This window comes from Streptomyces sp. NPDC002499 (assembly GCF_053595415.1).
The window spans coordinates 333,634-348,874 of sequence record NZ_JBSFXO010000014.1; the positions used below are offsets into that span (position 1 = coordinate 333,634).

The 15,241-nt window shown below is 70.5% G+C and carries 11 protein-coding genes; 7 read left to right on the forward strand and 4 right to left on the reverse strand.

All coding sequences use genetic code 11. The features are described 5' to 3' along the window. Nucleotides 1–7: 7 nt before the first annotated feature. Both ACWD5F_RS36710 and ACWD5F_RS36715 read left to right on the forward strand, forming a co-directional pair. Nucleotides 8–3,106, forward strand: coding sequence for a glycoside hydrolase family 2 TIM barrel-domain containing protein (locus ACWD5F_RS36710; RefSeq protein WP_451260636.1), 3,099 nt, complete (start codon nucleotides 8–10; stop codon nucleotides 3,104–3,106). Nucleotides 3,107–3,309: 203 nt separating this feature from the next. Further along, nucleotides 3,310–5,553, forward strand: a complete 2,244-nt coding sequence (locus ACWD5F_RS36715) for a glycoside hydrolase family 9 protein (protein WP_451260637.1) — start codon at nucleotides 3,310–3,312, stop codon at nucleotides 5,551–5,553. Here ACWD5F_RS36715 and qcrB read toward each other — a convergent pair. Next, nucleotides 5,534–7,078, reverse strand: a complete 1,545-nt coding sequence (qcrB, locus tag ACWD5F_RS36720) for a cytochrome bc1 complex cytochrome b subunit (RefSeq protein WP_451260638.1) — start codon at nucleotides 7,076–7,078, stop codon at nucleotides 5,534–5,536. The genes ACWD5F_RS36715 and qcrB overlap by 20 nt on opposite strands. Continuing rightward, entirely contained in the window at nucleotides 7,075–8,010 is a 936-nt protein-coding gene (gene sigJ, locus ACWD5F_RS36725; protein ID WP_451260639.1) for an RNA polymerase sigma factor SigJ, read from the reverse strand. Before sigJ ends, qcrB begins: the two co-directional genes overlap by 4 nt. 167 nt (nucleotides 8,011–8,177) lie before the next feature. Between sigJ and ACWD5F_RS36730 the strand changes: the two genes are divergently transcribed. Further along, a complete protein-coding gene (locus tag ACWD5F_RS36730) occupies nucleotides 8,178–9,788 on the forward strand; it encodes an MFS transporter (protein ID WP_451260640.1) in 1,611 nt (536 codons plus the stop codon). Continuing rightward, nucleotides 9,788–10,417 carry a hemerythrin domain-containing protein gene (locus tag ACWD5F_RS36735; RefSeq protein ID WP_451260641.1) on the forward strand — a complete coding sequence of 210 codons (630 nt, stop codon included), beginning with the start codon at nucleotides 9,788–9,790 and terminating at the stop codon, nucleotides 10,415–10,417. Before ACWD5F_RS36730 ends, ACWD5F_RS36735 begins: the two co-directional genes overlap by 1 nt. Nucleotides 10,418–10,532: 115 nt before the next feature. Here the strand turns inward: ACWD5F_RS36735 and ACWD5F_RS36740 are convergent, their stop codons facing one another. Continuing rightward, nucleotides 10,533–11,027: a methylated-DNA--[protein]-cysteine S-methyltransferase gene (locus ACWD5F_RS36740; RefSeq protein ID WP_451260642.1), complete on the reverse strand. Its 495-nt coding sequence runs from the start codon at nucleotides 11,025–11,027 to the stop codon at nucleotides 10,533–10,535. A 146-nt stretch (nucleotides 11,028–11,173) separates the two neighbouring features. On the opposite strand from ACWD5F_RS36740, the gene ACWD5F_RS36745 reads away from it, so the two are divergent. The 3 genes from ACWD5F_RS36745 (at nucleotide 11,174) to ACWD5F_RS36755 (ending at nucleotide 13,919) form a co-directional block, all read left to right on the forward strand. After that, nucleotides 11,174–11,419: a hypothetical protein gene (locus ACWD5F_RS36745; RefSeq protein WP_123996220.1), complete on the forward strand. Its 246-nt coding sequence runs from the start codon at nucleotides 11,174–11,176 to the stop codon at nucleotides 11,417–11,419. A gap of 3 nt (nucleotides 11,420–11,422) precedes the next feature. Continuing rightward, on the forward strand, nucleotides 11,423–11,800 hold the full coding sequence (locus ACWD5F_RS36750) for a toxin Doc (RefSeq protein WP_123996219.1): 378 nt from the start codon (nucleotides 11,423–11,425) through the stop codon (nucleotides 11,798–11,800). Nucleotides 11,801–12,305: 505 nt separating this feature from the next. Further along, nucleotides 12,306–13,919, forward strand: coding sequence for an RICIN domain-containing protein (locus tag ACWD5F_RS36755; RefSeq protein ID WP_451260643.1), 1,614 nt, complete (start codon nucleotides 12,306–12,308; stop codon nucleotides 13,917–13,919). A gap of 51 nt (nucleotides 13,920–13,970) precedes the next feature. On the opposite strand, the gene ACWD5F_RS36760 is transcribed toward ACWD5F_RS36755, so the two are convergent. Further along, nucleotides 13,971–15,140, reverse strand: coding sequence for a lactate 2-monooxygenase (locus tag ACWD5F_RS36760; RefSeq protein WP_451260644.1), 1,170 nt, complete (start codon nucleotides 15,138–15,140; stop codon nucleotides 13,971–13,973). Nucleotides 15,141–15,241: the final 101 nt, after the last annotated feature.

Below are 15,241 nucleotides of genomic sequence, written 5' to 3' on the forward strand. Positions count from 1 at the left end.
AGCCGCCATGACGGTCACTCGCAGATCGGTATTGCTCGCCTCCGCCGCCGCGCCCGCGGCCGGAGCACTCCTCGCCACCCCGGTCGCCCGGGCCGCCGGGACCGCCACCGGGAGCGGATCCGGCCGCCTCACGGTCGCGCTGCGCGACGGCTGGCGCTTCGCGCTGGTCGATCCTGGGGGCCTCACCGATCCGACCGGCGCCTACGCACAGGCCGCCGACCCCGCCTACGACGACTCGACGTGGCGCGAGGTCGCGGTCCCGCACGACTGGAGCATCGAGCAGACCCCCACCACCGAGCACGGCACCACCAGCGGCACCGGCTTCTTCCCTGGCGGCCTCGGCTGGTACCGGATCGCCTTCACGCTGCCGCCCGCCCTGGCCGGCCGCCGCATCTCGGTCGAGTTCGACGGCGTCTACATGGACTCGTACGTCCACTGCAACGGCACCGAGGTCGGCCGCCACCCATACGGCTACACCGGCTTCGCCCTCGACCTCACCGAGCTGCTGCACACCGACGGCACCACCGAGAACGTCATCGCCGTCAAGGTGCAGAACCAGCTCCCCAGCAGTCGCTGGTACTCGGGCAGCGGCATCTACCGCGAGGCGCGTCTGGTCGTCACCGAGCCCGTGCACGTGGAGCGCTGGGGTACGTACGTCACCACGCCGGAGGTCACCGCGGAGCGGGCCGTCGTGCGGGTCGCCACGGCCGTGCTCAACGAGTCCGGAGCCGCGCACCAGGTCGAGATCAGGTCGAAGGTGAAGGACCCGCGCGGCCGGACCGTGGCCCGTACCGCGAGCACGGTCCTCGTCACCGACCGGACCGCCGAGACCCATGAACTCACCGTCCCCGAACCGAAGGTGTGGGACTTCGCGGCCCCGCACCGCTACACCCTGGAGACCGAACTGCGCGTCGGCGGCGAGGTGGTCGACACCTACCGAACCGCCTTCGGTATCCGCACCTACCGCTTCGACCCGGCCGAGGGCTTCTTCCTCAACGGCACCCACGCCAAGCTCAAGGGCGTCGACCTCCACCACGACCAGGGCGCCCTCGGCGCCGCGATCAGCGTCGACGCCGTCCGCAGACAGCTGACCATCATGAAGTCGATGGGCGTCAACGCCTTCCGCACCTCCCACAACCCGCCCTCGCCGCAGATCGTCGAGGTCTGCGAGGAGTTGGGCATCGTGATGATGGTGGAGGCCTTCGACTGCTGGCGGACCGGCAAGACGAAGTACGACTACGGGCGCTTCTTCGACGAGTGGTGCGAGCGGGACGCCACCGAGATGGTCCTCGCGGCCCGCAACTCGCCCGCCGTGGTGCTGTGGTCGATCGGCAACGAGATCCCCGACTCCACCTCCGCCGCCGGTCTCGCCATGGCCGACCGGATCATCGCCGCCATCAGGGCCGCCGACGACACCCGTCCGCTGGTCATCGGCTCCGACAAGTACCGCAGCGTGCCGCGCAAGGGCTCGGCCGCGGACCTGATGCTCGCCAAGCTGGACGGCCTCGGCCTCAACTACAACACCGCCAAGTCCGTCGACGCCCTGCACGCCGCCTATCCCGGCCTGTTCCTCTTCGAGTCCGAGTCCTCCTCGGAGACCTCGACCCGAGGCACCTACCAGGAGCCGGAGCACCTCAACACGGGCGAGAACTACACCCCTGGCAGGCGGGCGACCTCCTCCTACGACAACAACCTCGCCTCCTGGACCATGAGCGGCGAGTACGGCCACAAGAAGGACCGGGACCGGAAGTGGTTCGCGGGGCAGTTCCTGTGGTCCGGCATCGACTACATCGGCGAGCCGACGCCCTACAACGTCTTCCCGGTCAAGGCGTCCTTCTTCGGCGCCGTCGACACGGCCGGCTTCCCCAAGGACATGTACCACCTCTTCCGGAGCCAGTGGGTCGCCGAGCCGATGGTCCATCTGGTGCCCATGAGCTGGAACCACGACAAGGGCGCCACGGTCGAGGTCTGGGCCTACTCCAACGTCGGGACGGTCGAGCTGTTCCTGAACGGAAAGTCCCTCGGTACGCGGACGTTCGACACGAAGAGGACCACGGACGGCCGCACCTACCTGGAGACCACCGAGGCCACCGGTGACGACAAGACCTTCACCGACGGCCCCTACCCGGGCAGCTACACGAGCCCCAACGGCAGCGCGGGCAAGCTCCACCTGACGTGGAAAGTGCCCTACAAGCCAGGGGAGTTGAAGGCCGTGGCCCGCAGCGGCGGCAAGGTGGTGGCCACCGACGTGCTGCGCACGGCGGGCGCGCCGCATGCCGTACGGCTGACCGCCGACCGCAAGTCCCTTGCCGCGGACGGGCGTTCGCTGGTGTTCGTGACCGCGGACGTCGTCGACGCGCACGGAGTGGTGGTGCCGGACGCCGAGCACCTGATCACCTTCGACGCGAAGGGCGGCTCGCTCGCCGGACTCGACAACGGCCGCGAGGAGAGCGCCGAGCGCTACCAGGCGACCACCCGAACCGCCTTCCACGGCAAGGCACTTGTCATCGTGCGGTCAGGAACCAAGCCCGGCACTCTGAAGGTGACCGCGCGGGCGGAGGGGCTGCGAACGGGCACGACGACCATCCGCACGACGCGTGCGGGGTCGGTCGCCCTCACCTCGCCGGCCACGTTCGAGCCCGAGACGCCCGCAGCCGTGAACTACCCGCACGCGGACGCCAGTTACTCGGGCCGTCCCGACACTCTGCCCGCCGCGATGCTCGACGGCGACGCGGCCACCGGCTGGTCCAACGGCTTCGCGAAGTCGGCCACGGCCCTGCTGCCCGCCTTCAGCGGCGCTCGCCCCGAGGACTGGGTCTCCGTCGACTTCGGACGGGCTCGGAGCATCGACCGTGCCGAGATCTCCTTCACCGTGGACGCGACCCACAGCCTGCCCAAGTCCGTGGCGGCGGAGGTGTGGGACGGCCGCAGGTACGCGCCGGTCACGGGGACGGCGGTCGAGTGGGCCACCGCCTCGGACGCTCCGACCGTGGTCACCTTCGACGCCGTACGTGGCTCCCGGCTGAGGTTCACGCTGACCAGCGCGCGGCCGGGCGAGGCCGTCGGCGCGGTGCGGATCAGCAAGCTGGAGGTGCCGGCGGGCTGAGGCGGTCGTGCGGTCGGGACGGGAACCGCGGGCAACCGGGTCCTGTCCCGACCGGACGGGAAACGTGCGAATCCAGTCCCGTCCCGTCCGGACCGTTGACGTTGTGTCATGACACGAACAACATGAACCGCGTCCGCATCTGGGAGCGCTCCCATCTGAGCGATGGCGAGCGTCACCCGCACCTCCGCCCGAGGAGCCCAGACGTGAAACGACGCAGAACCGCCCTGCTGACCCTGACGGCCCTGCTGGGAGCCCTGCTCACCGCGCTGCCGGCCGGTCCGGCCGCCGCCGACGAGGTCGAGCAGCTCAAGAACGGCACCTTCGACACCACCACCGAGCCCTGGTGGACGACGAGCAACGTGACCGCGGGACTGTCCGCCGGACAGCTCTGCGCGGACGTGCCGGGCGGCACCACCAACCGCTGGGACGCCGCCGTCGGCCAGAACGACCTCACCCTCGTGAAGGGCGAGTCGTACAAGTTCGCCTTCACCGCGAGCGGTTCGCCCGCGGGGCATGTGGTGCGGGCGGTCGTCGGGCTCCAAGTGGCGCCGTACGACACGTACTTCGAGGTCAGTCCGGAGCTGAGCGTCTCCGGTGACTCCTACGCGTACACCTTCACCTCGCCCGTCGACACCACTCAGGGGCAGGTCGCCTTCCAGGCCGGTGGGAGCGCCGACGCCTGGCGGTTCTGCATGGACGACGTGTCGTTGCTCGGCGGGGTCCCGCCGGAGGTGTACGAGCCGGACACCGGACCGCGGGTGCGCGTCAACCAGGTCGCCTATCTGCCCTCGGGCCCGAAGAACGCCACGCTGGTGACCGACGCGACGGCGAAGCTGCCGTGGCAGCTGAAGAACGCGGGCGGCACCACGGTCGCCCACGGCTGGAGTGCGCCCCGCGGGGTCGACGTCTCCTCCGGGCAGAACGTCCACTCGATCGACTTCGGCGCGTACCACCGGCAGGGCAAGGGCTTCATGCTCGTCGCCGACGGCGAGACGAGCCGCCCGTTCGACATCGGCACCAGCGCGTACGAGCAACTGCGGGTCGACGCGGTGAAGTACTACTACACGCAGCGCAGCGGCACCGCGATCCGCGACGACCTGCGCCCGGGGTACGGACGCGCGGCCGGGCATCTCAACTCGACGCCGAACCAAGGCGATTACAACGTCCCCTGCCAACCCGGTGTCTGCGACTACACCCTTGACGTCACCGGCGGCTGGTACGACGCGGGCGACCACGGCAAGTACGTCGTCAACGGCGGCATCGCCACCTGGGAGTTGCTGAGCACGTACGAGCGCTCGCTGCTGGCCCGCGCCGGGCACCCCGGCGGGCTCGGTGACGGCACCCTCGCCCTCCCGGAGAGCGGCAACAAGGTGCCGGACGTGCTCGACGAGGCGCGCTGGGAGCTGGAGTTCCTGCTGAAGATGCAGGTGCCGGACGGGCAGCCGCTGGCCGGCATGGCCCATCACAAGATCCACGACGAGCAGTGGACGGGCCTGCCCCTGCTGCCGAGCGAGGACCCGCAGAAGCGCGAGCTGCACCCGCCGTCCACCCAGGCGACGCTGAACCTGGCGGCGACGGCGGCCCAGGCGGCCCGTCTGTACCGCCCCTACGACCGCGCCTTCGCGGCGAAGGCCCTAGCGGCGGCCCGCAAGGCCTGGTCCGCGGCCCTGGCCCATCCCGCGATGTACGCCTCCGAGAGCGACGGCACCGGTGGCGGCGCCTACCCCGACACGAACGCGACCGACGAGTTCTACTGGGCGGCGGCGGAGCTGTATCTCACCACGGGGGACCGGGAGTTCAAGGATTACGTCCTCGAATCCCCGGTCCACACCGCCGACATCTTCGGCAGCCTCGGCTTCGACTGGGGCCGCACGGCCGCGGCCGGCCGCCTCGACCTCGCGACTGTGCCGAGCCGGCTGCCCGGCCGCGACAAGGTGCGCGCGTCGGTGGTCAAGGGCGCCGACGGCTACCTGTCCACGCTCAGGTCGCAGCCGTACGGCATGCCGTACGCCCCGCCCGACAACGTCTACGACTGGGGCTCCAGCCACCAGATCCTCAACAACGCGGTCGTCCTCGGCACCGCCTACGACCTCACCGGCGCCTCCAAGTACCGCGACGGCGCGGTGCAGAGCATGGACTACATCCTCGGCCGCAACGCGCTGAACATGTCGTACGTCACTGGCTACGGCGAGGCCAACTCCCACAACCAGCACAGCCGTTGGTACGCCCACGAGCTGGATCCCAACCTCCCGAACCCGCCGCGGGGCACCCTCGCCGGCGGTCCGAACTCGTCCATCCAGGACCCCTACGCACAGAGCAAACTCCAGGGCTGCGTCGGCCAGTTCTGCTACATCGACGACATCCAGTCCTGGTCCACCAACGAGACCGCGATCAACTGGAACGCGGCCCTCGCCCGGATGGCGTCCTTCATCGCCGATCAAGGCTGACCTGATCCGGGTCGGCCCGGTCGGGGTCGGCCCGGTCGCGGTGGGACTCACCGCCCACGAGCTCCCCCGGGCGCTCATGGGCGGTGAGAGTGTGCAGGCGGGCCTGGTCCAGCGGCTGGTGCACCTCGACGTACTCACCGTGCGGCAGCCGTTTGATCAGGCCGGTCTCCCGACCGTGCAACACCAGCTCCCGGTCCCGGAGTTGGAGCCCCAGACAGATCCGGCGGGTGGCCACGAACACGACGGCCGGCAGGACGAACACCGCGATCCGCACCGTCCAGGTGACGGTGTTGATCGACAGATGGAGACGGGTGGCGACGATGTCGTTGCCGCCGCCCGCCAGCAGGATCAGATAGACGCTGATCCAGGCCGCGCCGATCGCGGTGCGGGTGGGGCGGTTGCGCGGGCGGTCCAGGAGGTGGTGCTCCCGTTTGTCGCCGGTGAGCCGGGACTCCAGGAACGGATAGACGCCGATGAAGACGAGGAGGAGCGGGAAGACGACGACCGGGATCAGCACGCCGAGCACCAGGGTGTGCCCCCACAGGGTGATCTCCCACCCCGGCATCACACGCACCAGGCCCTCCGCGAAGCCCAGGTACCAGTCGGGCTGGGCGCCCGTGGAGACCTGGTCGGGGCGGAAGGGGCCGTACACCCAGACCGGGTTGATGGCCGCCACGGCCGCGATCAGGGTGAGGCCGCCGAAGACCAGGAAGAAGAAGCCGCCCGCCTTGGCCAGGTAGACCGGCATGAACGGCGTGCCGACGACGTTGCGTTCGGTCTTGCCAGGTCCCGCGAACTGGGTGTGCTTGTGGTAGACGACCAGCAGGATGTGCACCACCACCAGGGCGGCCATGACCCCGGGGATCAGCAGGACGTGCAGCGAGTAGAAGCGCGGCACGATGTCGTGGCCCGGGAACTCGCCGCCGAACAGGAACATCGAGAGATACGTCCCGACGATCGGGACCGACAGCAGCGCGCCGTTGACGAACCTGAGGCCGGTGCCCGACAGCAGGTCGTCCGGCAGCGAGTAGCCCATCAGGCCCTCGAACAGGCCGAGGAACAACAGGGTCCAGCCGAACACCCAGTTGAGCTCGCGCGGCTTGCGGAACGAGCCGGTGAAGAAGTGCCGCATCATGTGCGTGAGCATCGCCGCGACGAAGATCAGCGCGGCCCAGTGGTGCAGCTGCCGGATCAGCAGCCCGCCGCGCACGTCGAAGCTGATGTCGAGCGTGGAGGCGTACGCCTCGGACATCCGGACGCCGTTGAGCGGGACGTAACTGCCGTGGTACGTCACCTCGTTCATCGACGGATGGAAGAAGAGGGTGAGGTAGACGCCGGTCAGGATCAGCACGACGAAGCTGTACAGGCAGATCTCGCCGAGCAGGAACGACCAGTGGTCCGGGAACACCTTGCGCAGGTACTTCCGGCCGAGGGTGTGGATGCCGAGGCGGCCGTCGAGCCAGTCGGCGACCCGCTCGCCCTTCGACGCCTCCTGAGTGCTCGACGCCTCCCGAGTCGCGGTCACGCTTCCTCTCCGTCCTTCTCGTTCCTGTCGTCCGTCTCGTCCTTGATCACGTGTGTGAGCTTGTCGGGATTGGTGACGATGTAGACGCCGTTGATCCGGTCGCCCTCGTCGGTGAGGTCCATGACCATCACCGCGTAGGCGGCGTCGCCCTCGAACAGCACCACGGCGTCGTCGCCGTTGACGCGGCGGTAGCGCAGGTCCAGGCCCCGCGGATCGTGCCGGGAACCGAACTTCGTGATGAGGCGGGCCGCCTTGTCCCGGCCGTGCACCGGCCGCAGCCCCGCCGGCTTGCGGTTGCCGCCGCCGTCCGTCCAGACCGTGACGTCCGGCGCGAGGATCTCGAGGAGCGCGGAGATGTCCCCGCCGAGCGCGGCCCGCACGAACCGCTCCGTCGCCTCCCGCCGTACCCGCGGATGCGCCCGGTACAGCGGCCGCCGGGCGTGCACATGGGCCCGCGCGCGGTGCGCCAACTGCCGTACGGCCGCCGGGGTCCGGTCGATGATGTCCGCGATCTCGGTGTGCGGGTACCCGAACACCTCGTTGAGGACGAACACCGCGCGTTCCAGCGGGGTCAGGGACTCCAGGACCACCAGCATCGCCAGCGACACCGACTCGGTGCGCAGGGCCGGGTCGTCGGCGCCCGCGTCGTCGCCGACCAGCGGCTCCGGCAGCCACGGGCCGACATACGTCTCCCGTCGGCGGGTGATCACGGTCCGGCGCTGGAGGGCGTGATTGACGGCGATGCGGACCAGGTAGGCGCGGGGGTTGGTGATCCCCTCGGCGCCCCGGCCCGACCACGACAGCCAGGTCTCCTGCAACACGTCTTCGGTGTCCGCGACGCTGCCGAGCATGTTGTAGACGAGGCCGAACAACAGCTCCCGATGGTCCATGAAGGCATCGGTCGCCTGGTCGGTCACATGGGTTTCGGACATAGGTGGGCCTCCCCGCTGAGCGCTCACTACTGCGAGGGCCGCAGGGGGTCGGAATGTGACAGCGGACGGCCCGAATGTGACCTATGCCTCACAGAAAAGGCGGCGCGTCACACTCGGCGACCGGCCCGGCCTCTTGAACGCGAGTCCAACGCAAGGAGACCGACATCGTGTTCAAGAAGTGGCACGGCAACCCCTGGGCGATCCTGATCACCCTCTCTCTCGGGTTCTTCATGACCCTCCTCGACCTGACGATCGTGAACATCGCGATCCCCGACCTGGGCGCGGATCTGGACGCGTCCCTCGACGAGATCCTCTGGGTCGTCAACGCCTACACCCTGGCGCTGGCCGTCCTGCTGATCACCGGCGGCCGCCTCGGCGACCTGCGCGGCAAACGCAACCTGTTCGCCACTGGAGTCGCCGTCTTCACCCTGGCGAGCCTCGCCTGCGGCCTGGCCCAGGACCCGACCCAGCTCGTCGCCTTCCGGGCCGTACAGGGCCTGGGCGCGGCGCTGTTGATGCCCCAGACCCTGTCGATCATCACCGAGGTGTTCCCTGCCGAGCGACGCGGTGTGGCGATGGGCATCTGGGGCACGGTCGCCGGCGTGTCCGGCGCCCTCGGGCCCATCCTCGGCGGCGCCCTGATCACCCACCTCAGCTGGCGGTGGATCTTCTTCGTCAACCTGCCGCTGGGCGCCCTCGTCCTGCTGCTGACGGCCACGATCATCCCGGCCGGCCGGCGCACGGTCCGCCACCGCCTCGACACCTTCGGCGTGGCGCTCGCCTCGACTGCCCTGTTCTGCCTGGCCTTCGGCCTCACGGAAGGCCAGCGCTACGACTGGAACCGCTGGATCTGGGGCCTGTTCGTGCTGGCCGGTGTGTTCTTCGCCGCGTTCCTGCTGCACGAGCGCGGCCAGCAGACCAAGGAACCCCTCGTCCCGTTCTCGCTCTTCCGCGACCGCAACTTCGCCCTGATCAACTTCGTGGGCGTCACGGTGTCGTTCGGCGTGGTCGGCATGTTCCTGCCGCTGACGATCTACCTCCAGTCCGTCCTCGGCTACAGCGCCCTCAAGTCGGGCCTGGTGCTCCTGCCCGTGGCCCTCGGCTCGTTCGTGACCGCGGGACCGGCCGGAGCGCTCGCCGACCGGATCGGCGGCAAGTTCATCCTGATGGGCGGGCTGCTCGCCTGGGCCGGGGGACTGGTGTGGGTGGTGTCCGTCGCCGACGTCGGCTCGGACTGGCCGAGCATCGCCTTCCCGCTCCTGCTCACCGGCCTCGGCGTCGGCTGCACCTTCGCCCCCATGGCCGCCGAGGTCATGCGCGGCGTCCCGGCCGCCCTGGCCGGAGCCGCGTCCGGCGTCACCAACGCGCTGCGCCAGGTCGGTTCGGTGCTCGCGGGCGCCGTCGTCGGCGCCGTGCTCCAGGCGCAGCTCTCCTCCGCACTGACCGACCGGGCCCGCGAGAGCGCGGACAGGCTGCCCGCCGCCTACCGCGACTCCTTCGTCGGCGCCTTCTCCCGGGCCGAGGCGGACGTGAGCGCTCAACAGCAGGCCGGCACCCCACAGGGGGTCCCGCAGGACGTCGCCGAGCGGATGCGCGCCCTCGGCGGCCAGGTCTTCGGCCACGGCTTCGTCGACGCGATGGGCCCGGCCGTGTACGTCTCCGCCGCGGTCCTGCTGGCCGGAGCGCTCGCCTGTCTCGCCGTACGCCGGTACCGCGGCCCGTCCGCCAACCCGCACGCCCTGCCCGTGTCCGAACCCGAGCTGGAAGAGGCCGCCTGATGACCGAGACCCGTACGGAAAAGATCGACTTCACCGCCATGTACGCCTCCCACGACGCCTTCCGGCGTGACCTGGAGCGCCTGGGCCAGGCCGTGGCCGACGGCCGGGCGAACACTCCCGGGGTGCGCGCGGGTTGGGACAACTTCACCCACCAACTCCACATCCACCACACCGCCGAGGACAGCGGCCTGTGGCCGCGCGTGCGGGACCGTGTCGCCGGGCGCCCGCGCGATCTCGCCCTGCTCGACGACATGGAGGCCGAGCACTCCCGCATCGACCCGCTGCTCACCGCCGTGGACACGGCACTGCGGGACCAGGCCCCCGAACTCCCGGACCTCGTACGGGCGTTGACAGCCACGCTCGACGACCACCTCAAGCACGAGGAGGACAGCGCGCTCCCGCTCATGCAGGACGTGCTGACCAAGGCCGACTGGGCCGCCTTCACCGGCCGCATCCGAGAGACCCAAGGCCTGCGCGGCGCGGCGGTGTTCGTGCCCTGGGTCGTCGACGGCGCCCCGGAGACAGACCGAGCGGCCTTCCTGAACTCCATGCCACCCCCGGTCCGCGTCCTCAACCGCCTTTTCTGGGAGGGCGGTTACAGGAGGAAGGGCCTGTGGACCGAACACTGAACGGACCGAACGAATACAGTTGCGGTTCCGCCGTGCCCCGGTAAGGGGCGCGGGGAACTGCGCGACCAGCCACGACGACGCGGCAGAAAACCGACGACCTACTACGGCACTCCCGTCACAGCAACGTCGGTTGAAGGGCACCCTCGTGCGTGAGCAGCTGCACCTTGCGCTCGACCCCGCCCGCATACCCCCGCATCGAGCCATCCGCACCGATCACCCGGTGACAAGGCCGAACCAGCAGCAGCGGATTCGCACCCACCGCCGCACCCACCGCCCGGACCTCGCCGCGCGGCACACCGAGCCGCTCGGCGAGCCGCCCGTACGTCGTCGTCTCGCCGTACGGGATGTCGTCCAGCGCCCGCCACACCCGCTGCTGGAACTCCGTCCCCGCGGGGGCGAGTTCGAGCGCGAAGCGGGTGCGGCGGCCGGCGAAGTAGTCGGCGAGCTGCCGGGCGGCCTCGCCGAACGCGGTGTCGTCACGGCGCCACTCCGCGCGGACGGCGGGCGCGTTCCGCTGCCCCGGCATGGACAGCGAGGTCAGCCGCGGGCCCTCGCCCACGAGCAGCAGTTCCCCGAGCGGGCTGTCGATCGTCCTGTACGTCGTTTCCATGGCTCCAGTCTGCTGCGCCGAGCGCCCCGGGACCGGCGGGATTCGGACGTGGCGTTCGCGCCGGAACCGCCCTTGACGGTACCTGGTCACAGGCACTGTGAGCAGCGCGTATTTACGATCGAGTACCCCGGCGGTACCGTATGCGCATGCCAGCTCTGAATGTGGAGTTCAGCGATCGCGAACTAGAGGATCTGAGGCAGATCGCCAAGGAACGCGGTACGTCGATGAAGGCGCTCGTGCGCGAGGCGGCCGCGGCCGACATCGCCAGGCACCGCGCGCTACAGGAAGGCGCCGAGGCTTTCCGGCGTTTCTTCGCCACGCACGCCGACGAGTTCGCCGCCGCCTTCCCTGACGACGAACCACCCGCGGCCGGCGAGGGGCGGGTCGCCTGAGCGATGGCACCCGTCATCCACATCGACGTGCCCTGGCTGCTCCAGCGGCACGAAGAGGTGCTGCCCGAGCAGCCCACGATCAACGACTTCTCCGCCCTGGTCGCCGCCGTCGCGCGACACCGCGTCGATCCGCCCCGGCTCGGCACGGACTCCGACCCCGCCTGGCGGGCCGCCGCGCTGCTGCACACGCTGGCCCTGCTCAAGCCCCTGCCGTCGGCCAACGCCCGGTTCGCCTGCGCGACGGCGGTGGCCTACATGTTCGTCAGCGACGTCGGCATCGATCCGCCCTACGGCGCGCTCGTCGACCTCGCCCGCGATCTGATCTCCGGCAAGACCGACGTCTACGGCGCGGCCGACCGGCTGCGCTCCTGGCAGATCTGAGGCGCGAGGATCCAAGGCCCGGAGATTCGAGAAGTACGGTCCCGGGGCCGCCGACCGAGGGCGGGAGGAACAAGGTCGGCGGCCCGGATGGGCGCGGGAGAGCCGCCGTTCCGCGCCGGGCCTCCGAGAAGGGCCGGTCCCATCTGACTACGCCCGCGCACCCGGGGGGAGCGCACGTGGCGCTCCGGCGCGTGCGTGTGTTTCACACGGGGCGCATGGAATGCCGAATGGTGGCGAACACGATCCGACTAGCCGTCGTATCAGACTTCCGTTCAATGAGGCCGATGTTGCCCAAGTGCCTTGTTGGTCATGAGTGTGTTGTGCGAGGGTGAAGCACCTGTGCGGGGGGTAATGGCCGAACCTCGTTCGACCTATGGGGATCCGGGTCGGACGGACGTAGCTGAATTTCACGCCTCTCGTGCTCGCCGTCCAGAAGGTATGCACCACAGGGGGCCTTTCGGCGGTCACCGCTCACGTGCCCCATGTGTGGGAAGGAATCCGCTCCGTGTCCACCCCCCACCCCCCTCAGCCCCCTTACCCGCCGCCCGGCGGGGTTCCCGGAGAATCCGACGAGAACCTCGCGGCCATGCTCGGCGGCCGTCCCGACGGTGAGGTCACCCATTCCGTCGCGCTGCTCATGGCGCGGCACTGGCCGGCGGCCCACGACTACGGGTCCATCTGCCTCGCCTCCTCGGGCGACGTCGTCTCCATGGTGACCTCGGCCGCGTTCCACCAGGTGCTCGACCGGCTGGCGCTGGGCGAGCCCGGCGTCGCGCTGCGCCCCAGGATTCTGCTGGCCGTGCGGGACACGGCCCGGGTGTGGTCCGCCGAGGACCGAATATCCGCGGTTCTGCCGCAGTTGCAGAAACCCGCCGGCGGGCGCGGTATGCGTGACGCCAAGTCGATGACGCCCGATAACCGCAAGCTGGCGGAGCGTTCATTTCACGCTCTTCCCGGACTCGCCCGGTGTTTGCTGTGGCACACCGAGGTCGAGGCGGAACCGATTTCCGTTCCCGCCGGACTGCTCGGCATGGATACCGACAGCGCGTCGGCGGCACTCGAACAAGCGCGGGAAAAACTCCGCGAGGGTTGTGTACATGCCCATCGGGAACTCGCCCCGTCCAAGGAATGCAGCTACTACAGCCGCCTCCTGGATGTTTCGCTGCGCCGTGGCGGCACCCTGCTGCCGGATGTCCAGCAGCATCTGTCGGTGTGCCGCTACTGCCGTTTCGCCGCCGAACAACTGAGCCAATTCGAGGGCGGGTTGGGGGTGCTCCTGGCCGAGGCGGTACTGGGCTGGGGTGCCCGCCGCTACGTGGACTCCCGCCCCGGGCGTACGCCGGGGGAGTCCCGCGGCGCGCGCAACGTCGGCCGGCACGGCGGCGGACGCCACCGGGTCCTGCCCCGCATCACTCTGCCGCTCCGCCGTCCGCCGGGATCGCCGAGGGCCTCGCGCACTCTGATGACCGGCGTGGGCCTCGTCTCGGCCGGGGTGATCGTGACCTTGGTCGCCGCCGGCATGTGGTCCCACGACAGCGGCGTCGACCCGGCCGCCTCCAACAGCGCGAGCGACGGCACGTCACCGAGCGCCGGGACCCAATCGTCTCCGGGCACCGCCAAACTCCCCACGGCCGGTGGCCGGTCCAGGCTGCGCAACGTGGCGGCCGGCCTCTGCCTCGACATCAAGGGCACGGTACGGGCCGGCGCCGGGGCCGAACTGGCCACCTGCTCCGACGTCTTCACCCAGCAGTGGACGTACGGCGACGACGGGCTGCTGCGCAGCGCGGCCGACCCCGCTCTGTGCCTGGACTCGCACGTGGACGCCGGTGTGGTCGTCCTCGGCACCTGCGCCGACGAGAAGGCCAAGCGCGGTGACGACGTCCGCTACGACTTCACCGTGCAGGGAGAGGTGGTGCCCCGCTGGGACGACAGCCTCGCCCTCGCCGCCACCACCGGCGACCCCGGTGCCGACATCGTTCTCAAGGTGCGGGACCGCTCCACCGGGCAGCGCTGGGTGGGCGACGCGCAGACCACGGCGAGCCCCAGCTCGCTCGCGGTCACGCGGACCGAGGAACCGCCCGAACAGCAGCCGGCGGAGCTGAACCGCCGGACGGCGTAAGGGGAGTGCGACGACCGCGAGGACGTCGCACGGGACGTGACGGCGCGCCGGTCAGCCGGATTCCTCGGTGAGGTCGGCGGCGCCGATCGTGGCGGGCGTGGCATGGCCGGAGAGGGCGAGGGTGAGGTCCAACTCGGCGAGCAGGCAGCGGATCACGTGCTCGACGCCCACCTGTCCGTCGAGGCCGAGCCCATACACGTAGGGCCGCCCCACGAGCACCGCCCGGGCGCCGAGCGCGAGGGCCTTGAAGATGTCGTCGCCGGTGCGGACGCCGCTGTCGAACAGGACGGTCAGCCGGTCGCCGACCGCCTCGACCACTCGGGGCAGCGCGTCGGCCGCCGCCACGGACCCGGCCACCTGCCGGCCCCCGTGGTTGGAGACGACCACGCCGTCCATCCCTGCGTCGGCGGCGAACCGGGCGTCGTCGGGGTGCAGGATGCCCTTGAGGACGATCGGACCGTCCCAGTTCTCGCGTAGGAACGCCAGGTCCGGCCAGGTCTTGGCGGGGTCCGAGAACATGCCGACGAAGTGCATCACCGCCGCGTTCGGGTCCTCGGCGACCGGCTTGGCGAGGCCCGCCTGGAACGCCGGGTCGGAGAAGTAGTTGGCGGTGCCCACGCCGTGCAGGAACGGCAGATAGGCCTGGTCGAGATCGCGCGGGCGCCAGGCCAGCAGCGGGGTGTCCAGCGTGACGACCAGCGCGGTGAAGCCGGCCGCCTTCGCCCGGTTCAGGAAACTCCGCGCCACCTCCGGGTCCTTGGGCCAGTACAGCTGGAACCAGCGCTCGGCGTCCCCCATCGACTCGGCGACCTGCTCCATGGGGGTGCTGGACGCGGAGGACAGGATGAACGGCACCCCCTGCGCGGCGGCGGCCCGGGCCGCGGCGGACTCGGCGTCGGGGTGCATGATCGACAGCACGCCGACCGGCGCCAGGGCCAGCGGCGCGGGCAGGGCGCGCCCGAGCACCTCGACCGACAGGTCCCGCTCGTGCACGTCCCGCAGCATGCGCGGCACGATCCGACGCCGTTCCAGCGCGGCCCGGTTCGCGCGCGCCGTGCTGCCGTCACCGGCGCTGCCCGCCACATAGCCGACCGGGCCGGGGCCGAGCCGCTGCTCGGTGATCTCCTCCAGCCGGGTGAGGTCGGTGGGCAGCCGCGGCACGGCCCCCGACATCCCGTTGAGATAGATCTCGTACTGGAAGTCCGCCCAGTGCTTGCCCATGGGGCCATCCCGCCTCTCGTCGCTGAGAACGCGCTGCACCCGAACGATACTGGCGAGTAGGCGCAGGTCCGAGACCCGGGGCGGGCGTCAGCGGTTGGCGG